Genomic DNA, 16438 nt, shown 5'->3' with positions numbered 1-16438 from the left:
CACACAGATGTAAACGATTACACTAAATTTGTTAAGTAAAACAGGGTAAAAATGCGCTAAATGCAGGTAAAAGACCAAGGCTCCGGAGCGAGCGCCTCAAAAACGACGATCCGGAGCGATAAACGGAGGTAAATGAAAGGGATCAGCTTCGAACGGGCGCCACCGAGTGGCGGTTGATCAGGGTCGGGGTGTAAATGCGGCTCTGTACCACCTCGCTTTCGCCCGCTGCCAGCTGCAGGGCCAGCTTGGCCGCCTGGGCTGCCATCAGTTCGATGGGATAGCGCATGGTGGAGAGCTTGGGTCTCAGGTATCTGGCATAGATGATGTCATCGAAGCCCACCACCGACACCTCCTCCGGCACCTTGAGGCCGTTGTCCGCCAGCACCGAGATGGCCCCCGCCGCCATGGCATCGTTGTAGGCCACCACGGCCGTGATGGGCAGCCCCTTGGCCAGCAGGTTGAGCATGGCCCGCTCGCCGCCCTCCTCGTTGGGCATGCCGCTCTCCACCAGCTCGGGGTCGGCGCGCACGCCAGCCTCGGCCAGCGCATCCTGATAGCCCTGCAGCCGCAGGATGGCATCCTCGATGGCGTGATCGGAGCTCAGGAAGGCGATGTGACGGTGGCCCAGTTCCAGCAGATGCCGGGTCGCCGTGGCAGCCCCCTGCCGGTTGTTGAGGGCAATGCAGCGCCCCTTGAGTGCCGGGATGTCGCGGTTGATCAGCACCATGCCGGGCACCCGCAGCGCATAGTCGATCAGCTCCTCGTCGCTCAGCGCCTTGCTGTGCACCACCAGCGCCTCGCAGCGCTTGCCGATCAGCAGCTCGATGGATTCGCGCTCCTGCCGTGCCGTGTGAAAACCATTACCCATCAGCAGGTGCAGCCCCTGTTCCACCGCCACCGCGGCGACCCCCTTGACCAGGGCGCCGAAGAAGGGATCCGCCACATCGCCCACCAGCACTCCCATGGTGTCGCAGGTCTGGCTGACCAGCGCCCGTGCGTTGGCATTGGGGGTGTAGCCCAGTTCGGCCATGGCTTTCAACACCACCTCGCGAGAGGCGGCACTGGCCTTGGGTGAGTTGTTCATCACCCGTGAAACCGTTGCCACCGATACGTTGGCCAAACGGGCGACATCCTTGATGGTACTCATGCTGTTTTCACTTATTTCACGGTTCGGGACTAGGCCATTATACCGAGCAATGTCACTGATAACAGGGGGAAAAACCATATTGCTGAAATGATGACCACCAAAACAAGTGTAATCGTTTACACATATTTGTTAGCCAGTTCACAGTTTGCCCGCCAGCCCCTCGGCTAGACTCCTTCACAGGCTTTTTTTGAGCGTGGAGATGAGGATGAAAGTACTGGTCACCGGCGGCTGCGGTTACATCGGCAGCCACACCAGCCTGGCACTGCAGGCGGCCGGCATGGAGCCCGTGGTGGTGGACAACCTCTGCAACAGCAAGGCCGGCGTGCTGGCCCGCATCGCCGCCATCAGCGGGCGCGAGCCCCGCTTCTATCGGGGGGACATCCGTGACCCGCTCCTGCTGGATCGCATTTTCAGCGAGCAAAGGATCGACGCCGTGATCCACTTCGCCGCCCTCAAGGCGGTCGGCGAGTCCACCCGCATCCCCCTCGACTACTACGAGAACAACCTGAGCGGCACCCTGGTATTGCTGCAGGCAATGAAGCGGGCCGGCATCCACAACCTGGTGTTCAGCTCGTCGGCCACCGTCTACGGCGACCCCGCCAGCACGCCCATCCGGGAAGATTTCCCGCGCAGCGCCACCAATCCCTACGGCCGGTCCAAGCTGATCATCGAAGAGATCCTCGAGGATCTGCAGCGGGCCGAACCGCACTGGAGCATGACCCTACTGCGCTATTTCAACCCGGTCGGCGCCCACGAGTCGGGCACCATGGGGGAAGATCCCCAGGGGATCCCCAACAACCTGATGCCGTTTTTGACCCAGGTCGCCATCGGCCGGCGCGACTGCCTCTCGGTCTTTGGTAACGATTACCCAACCGTCGACGGCACAGGTGTGCGCGACTACATCCACGTGATGGATCTTGCCGAAGGGCACGTCAAGGCGTTGCAGCACTGCGCCAGCAAGGGCGGCGTGCACGTCTACAACCTGGGCACGGGCCAGGGCCAGAGCGTGCTGCAGATGGTGGCGGCGTTCGAGGCGGCCAGCGGTCGCCCCTTGCCCTATCGCATCGAACCAAGACGCCCCGGCGACATCGCCGAATGCTGGGCCGATCCCGCCAGGGCCGAGCGCGAGCTGGGCTGGCGTGCCCGGCGGGATCTGGCCGCCATGTGCGCCGACAGTTGGCGCTGGCAATCCGCCAACCCGCAGGGGTACGAGGCGTGATGTCCGTTTTGCTCCCTTCTCCCTTTAGGGGGAAGGGTCACAGATGAGAGGCGCACCCGCCCTCATCAACTGCCCGCATTTTCTTTTATTGAGCTTGAGGAGTGATGATGTTCAACCCGGTTGATCACCCCCACCGTCGTTTCAACCCGCTGACAGGCCAATACGTGCTGGTCTCCCCTCACAGGGCCAAGCGCCCTTGGCAGGGCCAGGTCGAGAAGGTGAGCCAGGCGCCGAGCCAGGCCCATGACCCCGACTGCTTCCTCTGTGCCGGCAACAAGCGCGTCACCGGCGACCAGAATCCCGACTATCGGGACACCTTCGTCTTTACCAACGACTTCGCTGCCCTGATGCAGGACACCCCGGCCGCCAGTGGCGAGCAGGATCCCCTGCTCAAGCTGGAGGCCGCCCGCGGCACCAGCCGGGTCATCTGCTTCTCGCCGGATCACGGCAAGACCCTGCCCGAGCTGCCTCTGCCCGCCATCGAGAAGGTGATCACCACCTGGATGGAGCAGGTGGCCGAGCTATCGGCCCAGTGGGAGTGGGTGCAGGTGTTTGAAAACAAGGGCGCCGTCATGGGCTGCTCCAACCCGCACCCCCACGGTCAGCTGTGGGGCAGCGACTTCCTGCCCAACGAGATTGCCCGCGAAGAGCAGCACCAGCGCGACTGGCTGGCGGAGCACGGCCGACCGCTGCTGGTCGACTACGTGGAGCGGGAGCTGCAGGATCGCTCCCGCATCGTGGTGGAGACCGAACACTGGCTGGCGGTAGTGCCCTTCTGGGCGGCCTGGCCGTTCGAAACCTTGCTGCTGCCCAAGCGCCATGTTCCCTCTCTGCTCGACCTCACCCCCGAGCTGCAGCAGGATCTGGCCATCGCGCTCAAGGAGCTCACCAGCCGCTACGACAACCTGTTTGAGTGCAGCTTTCCCTACTCCATGGGCTGGCACTTTGCGCCGCCCCGCTCCGACTGCCCAGAGGCGTGGCAACTGCATGCCCACTTCTATCCGCCCCTGCTGCGCTCCGCCACGGTGCGCAAATTCATGGTTGGCTTCGAGATGCTGGCCGAGACCCAGCGCGACCTGACCCCGGAGCAAGCCGCAGAACGCCTGCGTACCCTTTCCCCCGTTCATTACAAAGCCAATGAGGTGACCCCATGACCCCGAGCCAGCGCGTCAGCGCCGTCTTTGCCGAGCAGTTTGAGCAACAACCCGACCTGCTGGTGCGGGCCCCCGGCCGCGTCAACCTCATCGGCGAGCACACCGACTACAACGACGGCTTCGTGCTGCCCTGCGCCATCGACTACGAGACCTGCGTCGCCATCGGCCTGCGCGATGACAGCCTGGTGCACGTGGTCGCCGCCGACTACGGCAACCAGCGCGACCTGTTCGATCTCGGCCAGCCCATCAATCATCATGCCGACCAGCGCTGGAGCGACTACATCCGCGGGGTGGTGAAGTACCTGCAGGAGCGCGGCTATCCCCTGCGCGGCCTCAATCTGGTGGTCTCCGGCAACGTGCCGCAGGGAGCCGGCCTCTCCTCTTCCGCCTCGCTGGAGGTGGCCATCGGCCAGGCCTTCAAGGAGGCGCTGGGGCTCACCATCAGCCAGGCCGAGATTGCCCTCAACGGCCAGCAGGCGGAGAACCAGTTCGTCGGCTGCAACTGCGGCATCATGGACCAGATGATCTCCGCCAGCGGCAAACAGGATCACGCCCTGCTGCTCGACTGCCGTTCGCTGGAGACCCGGCTCATCCCCATGCCCACCGACCTGGCGGTGCTGATCGTCAACTCCAACGTCCGTCGCGGTCTGGTGGACAGCGAATACAACACCCGTCGTCAGCAGTGCGAAGCAGCCGCCCGTCACTACGGGGTCAAGGCGCTGCGCGATCTCGATCTGGCGGCGCTGGAAGCGGGCAAGGCCGGGCTGGATGAGGTCTGCTACCGCCGTGCCCGTCACGTAGTGGGCGACAACAGCCGCACCCTGGCCGCCGCCGATGCGTTGGCGCAGGGGGATCTGGTGCGCCTCGGTGAGCTGATGGCCGACTCCCACGCCGCCATGCGCGATGACTTCGAAATCACCGTGCCCGCCATCGACGGTCTGGTGGAGATCATCAAGGCCAGGATCGGCACCGAGGGCGGCGTGCGGATGACCGGCGGCGGCTTCGGTGGCTGCGTGGTCGCCCTGCTGCGCCCAGAGAAAGTGGCCGAGGTGATCGCCGCGGTCGATGCCGAGTACCCGGCCCGCTTCGGCCTCAAGGCCGACAGCTACGTCTGCCGCGCCAGCGCGGGGGCGGGAAAACTATGAGCCCATGTATGATGCAGGCCTGCCGGATCGGCAACACAGGTGCAGGCAGACTATGAACGACGCCATGATTCCGTTCGAGCTGGAAAACGAGGAGGGGCTGCGCCTGCGCGGCCTCGACTTCGGGGCCACCCTCACCTCCCTCACCCTGCCGGTGGCGGGTGGGCGCCGTGAAGTGCTGCTGGGCTGCGCCGATGAGGCCTATCCCGCTCAACAGGTGTGGCTGGGGGCGGTGGCGGGACGCTTTGCCAACCGCATCGGCAACGCCGAGCTGCTGCGCGACGGCCAGCGCTGGCCGCTGGATGCCAACCAGCCCCCCCACTGCCTGCACGGCGGACGGGCGGGGTTTCATCGCCAGCCCTGGCAGGTCAAAGAGCGGGAGGCGGACCGGGTCAGGCTGGCGCTGATCTCCCGGGCGGGGGATCAGGGCTTTCCCGGCAACCTGCGGGTCACACTGGAGTATCGGCTGGAGCAGTGCGATCTGGTGGTGGATTTCGTCGCCAGCACGGATGCACCGACCCCGGTCAGCCTCACCAGCCACACCTACTTCAATCTCGATGACAACCCGGACGGTGGCGATGTGCGCAACCACCTCATTCGCCTCAATGCCGACCGTTTCCTGCCGACCGACCCAAGCGGTCTGCCGCTCGCGATCGCACCGGTGGAGGGGCCGTTCGATCTGCGCCACGAGCGCCTGATCGGACAAGATTGGCTGAGCCACCCTCAGCAGCAACAGGCCAAGGGGTATGACCACGCCTTTGTGCTCAACGGGCCGAGCGCCGAGTGGGCGGCGCGGGTGGTTTCGGGGGATCGCCAGCTGGCCATGGAGGTCTACACCAACCAGCCCTCGCTGCAGTTCTACAGCGGCAACTGGCTGGCCAATACGCCGGCACGAGGCGGCCAGCTCCATCGGGATCACGACGGCTTCTGCCTGGAGGCCCAGCAGCTGCCCGACAGCCCCAACCGGCCCGCCCTCGGCGATCCCTGGCTGTTGCCGGGGCAGACCTATCGCCACCAGACCCGTTACCGCTTTATCGCCACCAGCTGACCCCGGCCCCCTCTTCTCCCACCCAGACATGCCGAGCGAAGAGGGCCGGGGTCACCCATCACATCAGCTCGCACGCAAGTCCACGCAAGGAGTCGTTATGGATGATCACTACCTCGCCGCCCCCGACCGCTATCAGCGCCAGCCCTATCGACCCGCCGGTCGCCACGGCCTGCGTCTGCCCGGCATAGCTCTCGGCCTCTGGCACAACTTCGGCGCCGAGTGCGATCCCGCCACCGCGAAAGCCATGGTGCACCAGGCGTTCGATCTGGGCATCACCCACTTCGATCTGGCCAACAACTACGGGCCGCCGCCGGGGTCGGCCGAGCAAACCTTCGGCAAGCTGCTCAAGGGGAGCCTGGCTCCCTATCGGGACGAGCTCATCATCGCCAGCAAGGCGGGATACATCATGTGGGATGGCCCCTACGGCGACGGCGGCAGTGCCAAATACCTGTTTGCCAGCCTGCACCAGAGCCTGCGCCGGCTCGGTCTGGACTACGTGGATATCTTCTATCACCACAGGCCGGATCCGCGCACCCCGCTGGAGGAGACCTGCCAGGCGCTGGCGCTGATGGTGCGTCAGGGCAAGGCGCTCTACGTCGGCCTCTCCAACTACCCGGCCCTGCTCGCCGCGCAGGCCGCCGCCCGGCTGGCGGAGCTGGGCACCCCCTGTCTGGTCAACCAGCTCAAATACTCCCTCTTTCAGCGCGACATCGAGGCTGAAACCCTGCCGGTCTGCCGCGAGCACGGCATGGGGGTGGTCGCCTTCTCGCCGCTGGCGGGCGGACTGCTGAGCGATCGCTACCTGGCGGGCATTCCGGCAGATTCGCGCGCCGCCAGTGCCAGCCCCTTCCTCAAGCCCGAGCAGATCACCGCCGACAAGCTGGCCACCATCCGTGCCCTGCATGCGCTGGCGCAGCAGCGGGGCCAACCACTGTCACAACTGGCGCTGCAGTGGGTCCTGCGCGACTCAGTGGTGAGCTGCGCCCTGATCGGTGCCAGCAGCCCGCAGCAGATTGTCAGCGCGGTGGAGGCCCAGGCCCAGCCCCCGCTGGATGCGGCGCTGCTGCAGCAAATCGAGGGGATCCTGGCCGGGCAGGGTCCCGCCTGATCGGGGCCGCTGAGCGCCGAACGCCATGTAGGCCCGAATGAAAACCAATGACCTCACCGTCGATCCCGCCGGCGGGGCCTGGCGCCAACACAATATTCACTGGTTGCCTGCCCGATTTTCCTCCATCATTGGTCGCCCTCGGCTCGGGGCCGACTTCAACCGGACCAATAATCAAGAGATCTGAAACATGACAGAGTCTTACGCCCTGTTTGTCGCCTTCGTGCTGGGCATAGTGGAGGGCCTGACCGAGTTCCTCCCCGTCTCCTCCACCGGCCACATGATCATCGTCGGCCACCTGCTTGGCTTCGACGGCCCCAAGGCTGCCACCTTCGAAGTAGTGATCCAGATGGGTTCCATCCTGGCGGTGGTCGCCGTATTCTGGCGCCGCCTGTTTGGCCTCATCGGCATCCACTTCGGCCAGAAGCCGGCGCAGGGACACGCCACCCTCTCGCTGGTGCACATCATCCTCGGCATGCTGCCCGCCGTCGTCATCGGCCTCGCCATCCACAGCTGGATCAAGGCCCATCTGTTCGGCCCGCAGACCGTGATGTACGCCCTGGTGGCCGGCGGCATCCTGCTGATCATCGCCGAGAAGTTCCGCCCGGCGGTACGCTCCGAAACCCTGGACGACATCAGCTACAAGCAGGCGTTCGGCATCGGCCTGTTCCAGTGCCTGGCGCTCTGGCCCGGCTTCTCCCGTTCCGGTGCCACCATCAGCGGCGGCATGCTGATGGGGATCAGCCGCCAGGCGGCGGCCGAGTTCTCCTTCATCCTGGCGGTGCCCATGATGGTGGCGGCCAGCGGACTGGATCTCTACAAGAGTCGCGATTTCCTCTCCATGGCTGACTTCCCCATGTTCGCGGTGGGTTTCGTCACCGCCTTCGTGGTGGCCATGATCGCCATCAAGACCTTCCTGGCGCTGATCCGTCGCCTCGACTTCATCCCGTTCGCCATCTACCGCTTCGTGGTGGCCTTCGCCGTCTACCTGGTGTTCGTGGCCTGATGGCCGCGACACCATGCAAAAAGGGACCCGAGGGTCCCTTTTTTTATTGCTTTGTCGGCTCAGTAGAGGCGATGGCTGATGCCGTTGAGCAGCCGCGACAGCCCCTTGGTGAACTGTACCGGCGCGTCCTGCACCGTGTAGCAGAGGCAGCCGTCCGGCGTGTGCGGACTGTGGGCGTGGCTGGCATCGCGCCAGATGAAGTCCCCCGCCTGATAGCGGGTGTCGCCATCTTCGATGGTGCCGGCCAACAGCAGGGTCAACTCATAACCCTTGTGAGTGTGCTCAGGGATGCGGCCGCCCGCCTCTATGTGCAGCAGGCTGGCACGGGCCCCCTGCTCGTCGAGCGGCAGGCTCACCTGCCGGATCGCGCCGATGTGGCGCCAGCTGGGGGCGTGGTGACGGGCCAGTACCCGCGGCAACCGATACGACTGGCCCGCCACCTGCAGCTCGGGCTGAACCGCCGCCGACTGACTCAACGCGGCCGCAGTGGCCACCGGCTGCTGCAGTATGCCGGCCAGCATGGCATCGAACTCTGCCGGCAGTGGCTCGCACTCTTCGGCCGGAGTCAGGTATTGCCGGGCCAGCTCCTCTTCGCAGGCCCGCAGCCGGGCCGCACAGTCGAGGCAGAGCTCGCAGTGGGCGGAGACGCCGACGGCCAGCGGCAGGGGCAGTTCGTCGGCGGCAAAGGCGCGCAACATGGCCTGAACGGGATGGGCTTTAATCATGGCCTTGCTCCACTTGTTCCTTCAATTTCTGTAACGCCAGTCTGAGGCGGGATTTGATGGTGCCGAGCGGCACGCCGAGCCGGTCCGCCAGCTCCTGCTGGGAGAGCTCCTGCAGGTAGATGCCGCGCACCACCTGCTGCTGTGGTTCCGGCAGGGTGCCGAGGTAATGGGCCATCTGACGGGTCAGCACCGCGTCTTCGCCGCCGCTCAGGTGCTCCTCTTCCGCCCTGTACTCCAGCATGGGCCACAGCTCCTCGGCGCAGAGCTCTTCCTTGCTGGCGCGGCGCCGGCGCAACATGTCGAAGCCCTGGTTGCGCATGACGGTGTAGATCCAGGTGGTGGCGGCTCCCTTGTCGGGGTGGTAGAGACGGGCCTTCTGCCAGACCAGCAGCATGGTCTCCTGCACCAGCTCCATGGCGTTGGCCTCGCTGCCGAGGTGGCGCAGCCCGTAGCTGCGGATACGCGGCGCGAAGTGCTGGAACAGGGTGGCGAAGGCAGCCTTGTCGCCATGTTCGGCAACCCTGACGAGCAGGGACTTGAGATCGCCGGCTGGGTCATCCATGGGGGGCGATATCCTGTACGGAGTCGATTGTGATTGGCCAGTATATGCCATTGCGCCATGCCTTGAAGAGGGTGGTGAGTGCCAATACGTGCGGCGCGGCAAAAGGATCACCGGCGCTGCCATCAAAAACGGCTCAGTGGCTGGCGACCAGCAATCCGCTCAGCAGGGAGAGTGCCGGCTGGTTGTCTTCCGCCGCCACCAGCCACTGCTTCTGCTCAACGGGGATGGGCAGCACTTCCAGCCAGCGCTGGGCCACCCAGCTGGCATCGTCCCAGTCCGGGTTGCGGTAGAGGGCTGCATACTCCGGGTAGTCGTTGAACACCTCCTGCAGCGCCCTGGCCAGCGAGTGCTGGTCGGCATTGAGCCGGCCGGTACACCAGGGGGGCAGCACGTCCACCTCCCCGACCCGCAAGCCGTCCGACTCCTGCCACAGATCGGTGATCCTGACCCGCTCCATGCCGAGCACCGTGATGCCGAGCAGACCGTCCGGCAGTTGATCGAAGTCGACGATCCGTACCCGGGTGGCGATGGGGTACATGTTGCGCAGCGCATCGGGCTGGCGGGGATCCAGCATGCAGATAGCAAAACCCTGCTCTCCCGCCTCGGCGATCATGCGCTGATATCTTGGCTCGAAAATGCGCAGCGGCATGATGCCACCGGGCAGCAGGTGGGCCGAGAGGGGAAACAGCGCCAGTTTCATCGACAGATTCCTCGGTAAAAGGTACCTGTTGATACGACCGGGGCGGCGGGGCAGATCATTCAGAACGAGTTGGAATAAAAAAACCCTTAACAATCAGGGGAAAATAGCCTGGACAAGCCGCTTCAATATGCAGTAGAAATGGATAAGCACCGTAATTTCCGTCCAATATTCTGGGATCTGGTGCCAAATGCAGTGAAATATCCGCCCGACCGCGAGCGGCGGGTCATCCCTATAGTTTTCTCGGGCCGATGCGGGTAAAATTCACGCCCTTATATATCAGTCATTTTTCGACGCGCAACCTTGGTGGTCAGTTATGAAAGAGCATATTCATCATCTACTTGAACAAACGGTAGCCAATCTCAAGTCAGCGGGCATCCTGCCGGCGGACCTGGAAGCCCGCGTGCAAGTAGACCGATGCAAGGAGAAGGCTCACGGTGACCTGGCCACCAACCTGGCCATGCTACTGGCCAAACCGGCCCGCAAGAATCCCCGTGAGCTGGCCGCTGCCATCATCGAGCACCTGCCCGCCTCCGACCTGATCGCCAAGGTCGAGATCGCCGGCCCCGGCTTCATCAACTTCTTCTTCGACCCGAGCTGGCTGGCCGGTCAGGTAGAGGCCATGGTGACCTCCGCCAACGCCAACGTGAAGCTGCCAACCCCGCAGACAGTGGTGGTGGACTACTCCGCCCCCAACGTGGCCAAAGAGATGGCGGTGCATCACATCCGCTCCACCGTCCTCGGTGACGTGGCTGCCCGTGCCCTCGAGTTCCTGGGCCACAAGGTGGTGCGTGCCAACCACATCGGCGACTGGGGTACCCAGTTCGGCATGCTGATCGCCTATCTGGAGAAGATGGCCAACGAGCACGCTTCCGACATGGAGCTGCGCGATCTGGAAGCCTTCTACACCCAGGCCAAGCGTCACTACGACGAAGACGAAGCGTTCGCCGAGCGCGCGCGCAACTACGTGGTCAAGCTGCAGGGTGGTGATGAGTACTGCCGCACCATGTGGAAGAAGCTGGTCGACATGACCATGGAGCAAAACCAGCGCAACTACGACCGCCTGAATGTCTCCCTGACCAACAAGGACATCATGGGCGAGTCCATGTACAACGACATGCTGCCGGAAATCGTCGCCGATCTGAAAGCGCGCGGCCTGGCGGTCGAGAGTGAAGGCGCCACCGTCGTCTTCCTGGACGAGTTCAAGAACAAGGATGGCGAGCCCATGGGCGTCATCATCCAGAAGAGCGATGGCGGCTTCCTCTACACCACCACCGACATCGCCTGTGCCAAGTATCGTTACGAGACCCTGGGCGCCGACCGGGTGATGTACTTCATCGACTCCCGTCAGCACCAGCACCTGATGCAGGCCTGGACCATCACCCGCAAGGCGGGCTATGTGCCGGAATCCGTGCCCCTCGAGCACCACGCCTTCGGCATGATGCTGGGCAAGGATGGCCGTCCCTACAAGACCCGCTCCGGCGGCACCGTCAAGCTGGTCGATCTGTTGAATGAGGCGGAAGAGCGCGCCGCCGCCCTGCTGGAGAGCCGCAACAGCGACCTCTCCGCCGAGGAGAAGGCCCAGGTGGTGCACGCCATCGCCATGGGCGCGGTCAAGTATGCGGATCTCTCCAAGAACCGCACCACCGACTACATCTTCGACTGGGATCTGATGCTGTCGTTTGAAGGCAACACCGCGCCCTACCTGCAGTACGCCTACACCCGTATCCAGTCCATCTTCCGCAAGGCCGGCGTCGATGCCGATACCCTGGGTGGCAAGGTGCTCCTGAGCGAGGAAGCGGAAGAGACCTTGGCCCAGAAGCTGATCCAGTTCTCCGACGCGGTCAACGGCGTGGCAGACAAGGGCATGCCGCACCTGCTCTGTACCTATCTGTACGAGCTGTCCGGCAACTTCATGACCTTCTACGAAGCCTGTCCGATCAACAAGGATGGCGTGGACGAGGCGACCCGTCAGAGCCGTCTGCTGCTGTGCGCCGCCACCGCCAAGGTCCTCAAGCTGGGCCTGGGCGTACTCGGCATCCACACCCTGGAGCGCATGTAATAGATGGCGACCCGGGATTATGTCGGCAGCCGCCCGCGACGTCGGGCGGGTGGTCGCAACACCAAGAAAGCGGCACCTCGCCGCTTTCCTGTTATCCCGGCCCTGCTGGCCGTGGTGTTGCTGGCGGGGTTCGGCGGTTTCCTCTACATGATCAGTGGCAAGGGCAACGACGCCCCCACCATTGAGGAGCAGGTGAAAGCCAACAAGCCCAAGGCCCAGAGCAACGGCCTGCCGCAGGAGAAATGGAGCTACATCGAACGGCTGGAGAACAAGCAGGTCGACATCGTCGAGCCGCCGCCCCAGCCGGGCGTGCTGCCGCCACCGCCGGCGGAAACCATGACCCTGCAGCCGGAGAAGCTGCCGCAGCCGGTGCCGACCAATATTCCCCAGCCTGGAACCCCCATCGGCCAGGTGCAGCCCTACAAGCCGCAACCGGTACAACCGGCCAAGCCGGCGACCGGCGCGCCGGTAGCCAGTGCCCAGGAGCAGGTGATCGACCGCAAAGCCGAGCGGGATCGGATGGAGCGGGAGCTGCGCGCCGAACTGGAGCGGGAACGGGCCGAGGCCGCCAAGGCCAAGGCGGCGACCCCGCCTGCCGCGGCTGACAACGAGCGCTACATGATGCAGTGCGCCGCCCTGCGTTCGCAGGATTCCGCGGAATCCCTCAAGGCGCGCATCGCCTTCACCGCCGGGCTCTCCTCCAGCCTGCAGGTGGTGAACGGGGCCGGTGGCGCCGTCTACAAGGTGATGGTGGGCCCCTTCAGCGGCAAGGCGGCGGCCGACGCAGCCAACCGCAAGCTGCAGGGCTCTGGCATCAGCGGCTGCATCCCCAAGAAGGGGTGATCGCAGCGTCCATAAACAGGGCCTGGTGGCAACACCCGGCCCTGTTTCTTTTGGTGCCAGTCGCCACCACTCCCAGCCAACCCCGTTGGCCGCGCCAAAGCGCAGGCTTGAAAAGCCGGATTGCCATCCCCATCTCTCTTGCCATGCACAGTCAGGCCGTCATTCGGCTCAAGCGAGGTAAGTAAAGTGACTACCATAGTTTCAGTTCGCCGCAACGGTCAGGTCGTCATCGGTGGCGATGGCCAGGTTTCTCTTGGCAACACCGTCATGAAGGGCAACGCCCGCAAGGTTCATCGCCTCTACAACGGCAAGGTGCTGGCAGGTTTTGCCGGCGGCACCGCCGACGCCTTCACCCTGCTCGAGCGCTTCGAGGCCAAGCTGCAGGCCCATCAGGGCAACCTGGAGCGCGCCGCCGTGGCGCTGGCCAAAGACTGGCGCACCGATCGCGCCCTGCGCCGCCTCGAGGCACTGCTGGCCGTCGCCGACGAGCACAAATCCTTCATCATCACCGGCAACGGTGACGTGGTGCAGCCGGAGCACGATCTCATCGCCATCGGCAGCGGCGGCAACTTCGCCCAGTCCGCCGCCATCGCCCTGCTGGAGAACACCGAGCTGGATGCCAAGAGCATCGTCGAGAAGTCCCTCAAGATTGCGGGCGACATCTGTGTGTTCACCAACGGCAACCACACCATCGAAGTGCTGGACTACACCGCCAAATAAGGCCGCCAGCCAAACCCCATTTTCCAAGGGGTGGGCCCTGCCCGCCCCGGATACAGGAACACCATCATGTCCGAGATGACCCCGAGAGAAATCGTCCACGAGCTGGACAGACACATCATTGGTCAAGCCGACGCCAAGCGTGCGGTGGCCGTGGCCCTGCGCAACCGCTGGCGCCGGATGCAGCTCTCCGAGGAGATGCGCCACGAGGTGACCCCGAAGAACATCCTGATGATCGGTCCGACCGGTGTCGGCAAGACCGAGATCGCCCGTCGCCTGGCCAAGCTGGCCAATGCCCCCTTCATCAAGGTGGAAGCGACCAAGTTCACCGAAGTGGGCTATGTGGGCAAGGAAGTGGACAGCATCATCCGCGATCTGACCGATGTCGCCATCAAGCTGGTGCGCGAGACCGAGATGGAGAAGATGAAATACCGCGCAGAGGAAGCCGCCGAAGAGCGCATCCTCGACGCCCTGCTGCCCAACCCGCGCAACAGCTGGGGCGAGGAAGAGAAGGCCGACAACTCCAACACCCGCCAGATCTTCCGCAAGAAACTGCGGGAAGGTCAGCTGGATGACAAGGAGATCGAGCTGGAGCTCTCCGCCTCTCCGATGGGCGTCGAGATCATGACCCCGCCGGGCATGGAAGAGATGGCCAACCAGCTGCAGGGGCTGTTCCAGAACCTGGGCCAGAACCAGAAGAAGAAGCGCAAGATCAAGGTCAAAGAGGCCATGAAGGCGCTGATCGAAGAGGAAGCTGCCAAGCTGGTCAACCCGGAAGAGCTGAAGCAGAAGGCTATCGCCTCCGTCGAGAACAACGGTATCGTCTTCCTCGACGAGATTGACAAGATCTGCAAGCGCGGCGAGAGCTCAGGCCCGGACGTTTCCCGTGAAGGGGTTCAGCGCGACCTGCTGCCGCTGGTCGAGGGCTGCACCGTCAACACCAAGCACGGCATGGTCAAGACCGACCATATCCTGTTCGTCGCCTCCGGCGCCTTCCAGATCGCCAAGCCGTCCGACCTCATCCCCGAGCTGCAGGGCCGTCTGCCGATCCGGGTCGAGCTGACCGCGCTGACCACCGAAGACTTCGAGCGGATCCTGACCGAGCCGAACGCCTCCCTGACCGATCAGTACAAGGCACTGATGGCCACCGAAGGGGTCAACATCGAGTTCACCCAGGACGGCATCCGCCGTCTGGCCGAAGCGGCCTGGCAGGTCAACGAGCGCACCGAGAACATCGGCGCCCGTCGTCTGCATACCGTGATGGAGCGCCTGATGGAAGACATCTCCTACGACGCCTCCGAGAAGTCCGGCGAGACCTTCGTCATCAACACCGACTACGTCAACGCCCACCTCGGCAAGCTGATTGAAGACGAGGACCTGAGCCGCTTTATCCTGTAACAGCTTGATCGGAGACGAAGATCCGAGCGGTTTACTATCCTGCTCAACCCCGTAGCAAGACGCCTCCCCTGTGGAGGCGTCTTCGTTTTCAGCGCTCTCTCAGCTCGCAGCCTTCCCGGGTCGCATTGCCCGGCACGTCGCGTTCACCTCTCCCCGCCAGCCAGAGTGCGCTCATCAGCAGCAGAGCCGTCAGGGCGAAAGTGGCCCGCATGGCGAACGCCAGCTCGCTCGCACTGGCGACGGCCGGATTGCCGCCTCCCGCCAGGGCGGCAAACAGGGCCCCCAGCCCCGCCGCCCCCGTCAGCTGGCCCAGATTGCGCGACAGGGTCAGCAACCCGGCCACGGCACCACGGGTCTGTTCGTCGGCGGCGCCGATCACTAGGCTGTTGTTGGCGGTCTGGAACAGGGCGTAGCCGGCAGTCAGCAGCAACACGGGCAGCAGGTATCCCATCGGGCCCCCGCCGCTGCCCAGGGTGGCCAGCAGCACCACCGCCGCGCTCATCACCAGCAAGCCCAGTCGCACCACTGTGATGGCGCCGACCCTATCCACCAGCCAACCGGCTGGCATCCCGCTCAGTGCCGCCAGCAGGGGTCCACCCGAGATAAGCAGCCCGCTGGTCAGCGGGCCGAGCCCGAATACCCCCTGCAGATAGAAGGGACCGATCAGCAGGGTCGCCACCATCACCCCGGCCACCAGCGCACTGGCCGCCAGAGCGCCGCGCAGCCGCCGGGTTCGCAGCAATGCCAACGGCAACAGAGGGGCGGGGGAGCCCAGTTCGCTGCGCATCAGCCAGGCGGCGGCCAGCAGCGCCCCGCCCCCAAGCCAGAGGGCCAGGATGCCTGTCGCAGTGAGCGCCAGCCCGTAGCCCAGCAGCGTCACCAGCAGCCACCCCAGGCTGGCCAGGTTGAGTCGTGCCCCCTGCCCGCTCGCCCCGTCATCGGGTAGACCGGCACGGGCACAGAGCAGCGCCAGCAGGCCAAGGGGTAGCAGCGCCAGGAAGGCAGCCTGCCAGCCCGCCACCTCCAGCAGCAGGCCGCCAAACGAGGGGCCCAGCGCCGTGCCACAGGCCGACAGGGTGCCGAGCAATCCCATGCTCCAGCCCCGTCTGGCCGGCGACACCAGCTGCCCCACCATGGCCAGCGAGAGCGTCAGCATGCAGGCCGCACTCGCCCCCTGCAGCGCCCGGGCGGCGATCAACCAGCCGATGGTCGGTGCCAGCGCGCAGAGCAGGGAGGCCAGCGCAAATCCCCCCATGCCCCAGAGCAGCAGCCGACGCCGGCCGAACCTGTCACCCAGCCGGCCGGCCACCACTGTCAGGCAGGTGAGCCCCAGCAGGTAAGCCACCAGCACCCATTGCAAGGTGGCGAAGGGCAGATGAAAGGCAGCCCCCAATGCCGGCAGCAAGATGCCGCCCATGCTGGCCGCCAGCATGGGCAACAGGGTGGCGAGGCCAAGCGCCAGCAGACCGAGACGAGGCGCCGCCAGGGGCGGGAAATGGGTTGATGTTGACATGAGCAGGGCTCCACATAGGGGTGATGACGACAAGGCTAGTGGGGCCGGTGAGCAGGCGGAAGACGCACCAGTTGCAGCTTATCAATGCAGCGGACGCCAT

General features: G+C 64.7%; 16 protein-coding genes. 11 read left to right on the top strand and 5 right to left on the bottom strand.

Annotation, left to right across the window (positions count from 1 at the left end; genetic code table 11):
* Nucleotides 1–142 precede the first annotated feature (142 nt).
* Nucleotides 143–1147 carry a substrate-binding domain-containing protein gene (locus AB5Y98_RS11455; protein ID WP_010635799.1) on the bottom strand — a complete coding sequence of 335 codons (1005 nt, stop codon included), beginning with the start codon at nt 1145–1147 and terminating at the stop codon, nt 143–145.
* 205 nt (nt 1148–1352) lie between these two features.
* On the opposite strand from AB5Y98_RS11455, the gene galE reads away from it, so the two are divergent.
* The 7 genes from galE to bacA all read left to right on the top strand — a co-directional run bounded on the left by galE (nt 1353) and on the right by bacA (nt 7821).
* Nucleotides 1353–2366, top strand: coding sequence for a UDP-glucose 4-epimerase GalE (gene galE, locus AB5Y98_RS11450; protein ID WP_368231935.1), 1014 nt, complete (start codon nt 1353–1355; stop codon nt 2364–2366).
* Between the two features lie 107 nt (nt 2367–2473).
* Nucleotides 2474–3520 carry a UDP-glucose--hexose-1-phosphate uridylyltransferase gene (locus tag AB5Y98_RS11445; protein WP_124250300.1) on the top strand — a complete coding sequence of 349 codons (1047 nt, stop codon included), beginning with the start codon at nt 2474–2476 and terminating at the stop codon, nt 3518–3520.
* The gene (gene galK / locus AB5Y98_RS11440) at nt 3517–4665 is read left to right on the top strand and encodes a galactokinase (RefSeq protein ID WP_005306510.1); all 1149 of its coding nucleotides are present in this window, start codon (nt 3517–3519) and stop codon (nt 4663–4665) included. Before AB5Y98_RS11445 ends, galK begins: the two co-directional genes overlap by 4 nt.
* A gap of 52 nt (nt 4666–4717) precedes the next feature.
* A complete protein-coding gene (gene galM / locus AB5Y98_RS11435; RefSeq protein WP_368231934.1) occupies nt 4718–5710 on the top strand; it encodes a galactose-1-epimerase in 993 nt (330 codons plus the stop codon).
* A 97-nt stretch (nt 5711–5807) separates the two neighbouring features.
* Nucleotides 5808–6818 carry an aldo/keto reductase gene (locus AB5Y98_RS11430; protein ID WP_005306516.1) on the top strand — a complete coding sequence of 337 codons (1011 nt, stop codon included), beginning with the start codon at nt 5808–5810 and terminating at the stop codon, nt 6816–6818.
* A gap of 37 nt (nt 6819–6855) precedes the next feature.
* The gene (locus AB5Y98_RS11425; RefSeq protein ID WP_368231933.1) at nt 6856–7002 is read left to right on the top strand and encodes a hypothetical protein; all 147 of its coding nucleotides are present in this window, start codon (nt 6856–6858) and stop codon (nt 7000–7002) included.
* A 3-nt stretch (nt 7003–7005) separates the two neighbouring features.
* Nucleotides 7006–7821, top strand: a complete 816-nt coding sequence (gene bacA, locus AB5Y98_RS11420; RefSeq protein WP_005306519.1) for an undecaprenyl-diphosphate phosphatase — start codon at nt 7006–7008, stop codon at nt 7819–7821.
* Nucleotides 7822–7880: 59 nt separating this feature from the next.
* On the opposite strand, the gene AB5Y98_RS11415 is transcribed toward bacA, so the two are convergent.
* The 3 genes from AB5Y98_RS11415 to AB5Y98_RS11405 form a co-directional block, all read right to left on the bottom strand.
* A complete protein-coding gene (locus tag AB5Y98_RS11415) occupies nt 7881–8546 on the bottom strand; it encodes a ChrR family anti-sigma-E factor (RefSeq protein ID WP_124250303.1) in 666 nt (221 codons plus the stop codon).
* Nucleotides 8539–9108, bottom strand: coding sequence for a sigma-70 family RNA polymerase sigma factor (locus AB5Y98_RS11410; RefSeq protein ID WP_010635791.1), 570 nt, complete (start codon nt 9106–9108; stop codon nt 8539–8541). The genes AB5Y98_RS11415 and AB5Y98_RS11410 overlap by 8 nt, the downstream gene beginning before the upstream one ends.
* Before the next feature lie 133 nt (nt 9109–9241).
* Nucleotides 9242–9808 (bottom strand): LON peptidase substrate-binding domain-containing protein, encoded by a 567-nt coding sequence (locus AB5Y98_RS11405; RefSeq protein WP_368231932.1) that lies wholly within the window; start codon nt 9806–9808, stop codon nt 9242–9244.
* Between the two features lie 313 nt (nt 9809–10121).
* Here AB5Y98_RS11405 and argS point away from each other — a divergent pair, with 313 nt between their 5' ends.
* From argS to hslU, 4 genes are all read left to right on the top strand, one after another.
* On the top strand, nt 10122–11867 hold the full coding sequence (argS, locus tag AB5Y98_RS11400) for an arginine--tRNA ligase (protein WP_139398010.1): 1746 nt from the start codon (nt 10122–10124) through the stop codon (nt 11865–11867).
* Between the two features lie 3 nt (nt 11868–11870).
* Entirely contained in the window at nt 11871–12710 is an 840-nt protein-coding gene (locus tag AB5Y98_RS11395; RefSeq protein ID WP_017784188.1) for an SPOR domain-containing protein, read from the top strand.
* A gap of 186 nt (nt 12711–12896) precedes the next feature.
* Nucleotides 12897–13430, top strand: a complete 534-nt coding sequence (gene hslV, locus AB5Y98_RS11390) for an ATP-dependent protease subunit HslV (RefSeq protein ID WP_017779534.1) — start codon at nt 12897–12899, stop codon at nt 13428–13430.
* Between the two features lie 66 nt (nt 13431–13496).
* On the top strand, nt 13497–14825 hold the full coding sequence (gene hslU / locus AB5Y98_RS11385; RefSeq protein WP_268027906.1) for an HslU--HslV peptidase ATPase subunit: 1329 nt from the start codon (nt 13497–13499) through the stop codon (nt 14823–14825).
* Between the two features lie 88 nt (nt 14826–14913).
* Here hslU and AB5Y98_RS11380 read toward each other — a convergent pair whose 3' ends face one another.
* Nucleotides 14914–16338 (bottom strand): MFS transporter, encoded by a 1425-nt coding sequence (locus tag AB5Y98_RS11380; RefSeq protein ID WP_368231931.1) that lies wholly within the window; start codon nt 16336–16338, stop codon nt 14914–14916.
* Nucleotides 16339–16438: the final 100 nt, after the last annotated feature.

The organism is Aeromonas sp. s3 (assembly GCF_040907805.1).
Taxonomy (GTDB): Bacteria; Pseudomonadota; Gammaproteobacteria; order Enterobacterales; family Aeromonadaceae; genus Aeromonas; species Aeromonas dhakensis.
Note: the sequence above shows the minus strand (reverse complement) of the source record. Positions and strands in the feature narration are given on the sequence as shown.

Excerpts from the sequence above, each read along its gene's own strand:
- hslU (WP_268027906.1), top strand. The coding sequence starts at position 13,497 with ATGTCCGAGATGACCCCGAGAGAAATCGTCCACGAGCTGGACAGACAC.
- AB5Y98_RS11395 (WP_017784188.1), top strand. The coding sequence starts at position 11,871 with ATGGCGACCCGGGATTATGTCGGCAGCCGCCCGCGACGTCGGGCGGGT.
- galE (WP_368231935.1), top strand. The coding sequence starts at position 1,353 with ATGAAAGTACTGGTCACCGGCGGCTGCGGTTACATCGGCAGCCACACC.
- AB5Y98_RS11415 (WP_124250303.1), bottom strand. The coding sequence starts at position 8,546 with ATGATTAAAGCCCATCCCGTTCAGGCCATGTTGCGCGCCTTTGCCGCC.
- galK (WP_005306510.1), top strand. The coding sequence starts at position 3,517 with ATGACCCCGAGCCAGCGCGTCAGCGCCGTCTTTGCCGAGCAGTTTGAG.
- AB5Y98_RS11430 (WP_005306516.1), top strand. The coding sequence starts at position 5,808 with ATGGATGATCACTACCTCGCCGCCCCCGACCGCTATCAGCGCCAGCCC.
- argS (WP_139398010.1), top strand. The coding sequence starts at position 10,122 with ATGAAAGAGCATATTCATCATCTACTTGAACAAACGGTAGCCAATCTC.
- bacA (WP_005306519.1), top strand. The coding sequence starts at position 7,006 with ATGACAGAGTCTTACGCCCTGTTTGTCGCCTTCGTGCTGGGCATAGTG.
- AB5Y98_RS11380 (WP_368231931.1), bottom strand. The coding sequence starts at position 16,338 with ATGTCAACATCAACCCATTTCCCGCCCCTGGCGGCGCCTCGTCTCGGT.
- AB5Y98_RS11405 (WP_368231932.1), bottom strand. The coding sequence starts at position 9,808 with ATGAAACTGGCGCTGTTTCCCCTCTCGGCCCACCTGCTGCCCGGTGGC.
- AB5Y98_RS11445 (WP_124250300.1), top strand. The coding sequence starts at position 2,474 with ATGTTCAACCCGGTTGATCACCCCCACCGTCGTTTCAACCCGCTGACA.
- AB5Y98_RS11455 (WP_010635799.1), bottom strand. The coding sequence starts at position 1,147 with ATGAGTACCATCAAGGATGTCGCCCGTTTGGCCAACGTATCGGTGGCA.
- galM (WP_368231934.1), top strand. The coding sequence starts at position 4,718 with ATGAACGACGCCATGATTCCGTTCGAGCTGGAAAACGAGGAGGGGCTG.
- AB5Y98_RS11425 (WP_368231933.1), top strand. The coding sequence starts at position 6,856 with ATGAAAACCAATGACCTCACCGTCGATCCCGCCGGCGGGGCCTGGCGC.
- AB5Y98_RS11410 (WP_010635791.1), bottom strand. The coding sequence starts at position 9,108 with ATGGATGACCCAGCCGGCGATCTCAAGTCCCTGCTCGTCAGGGTTGCC.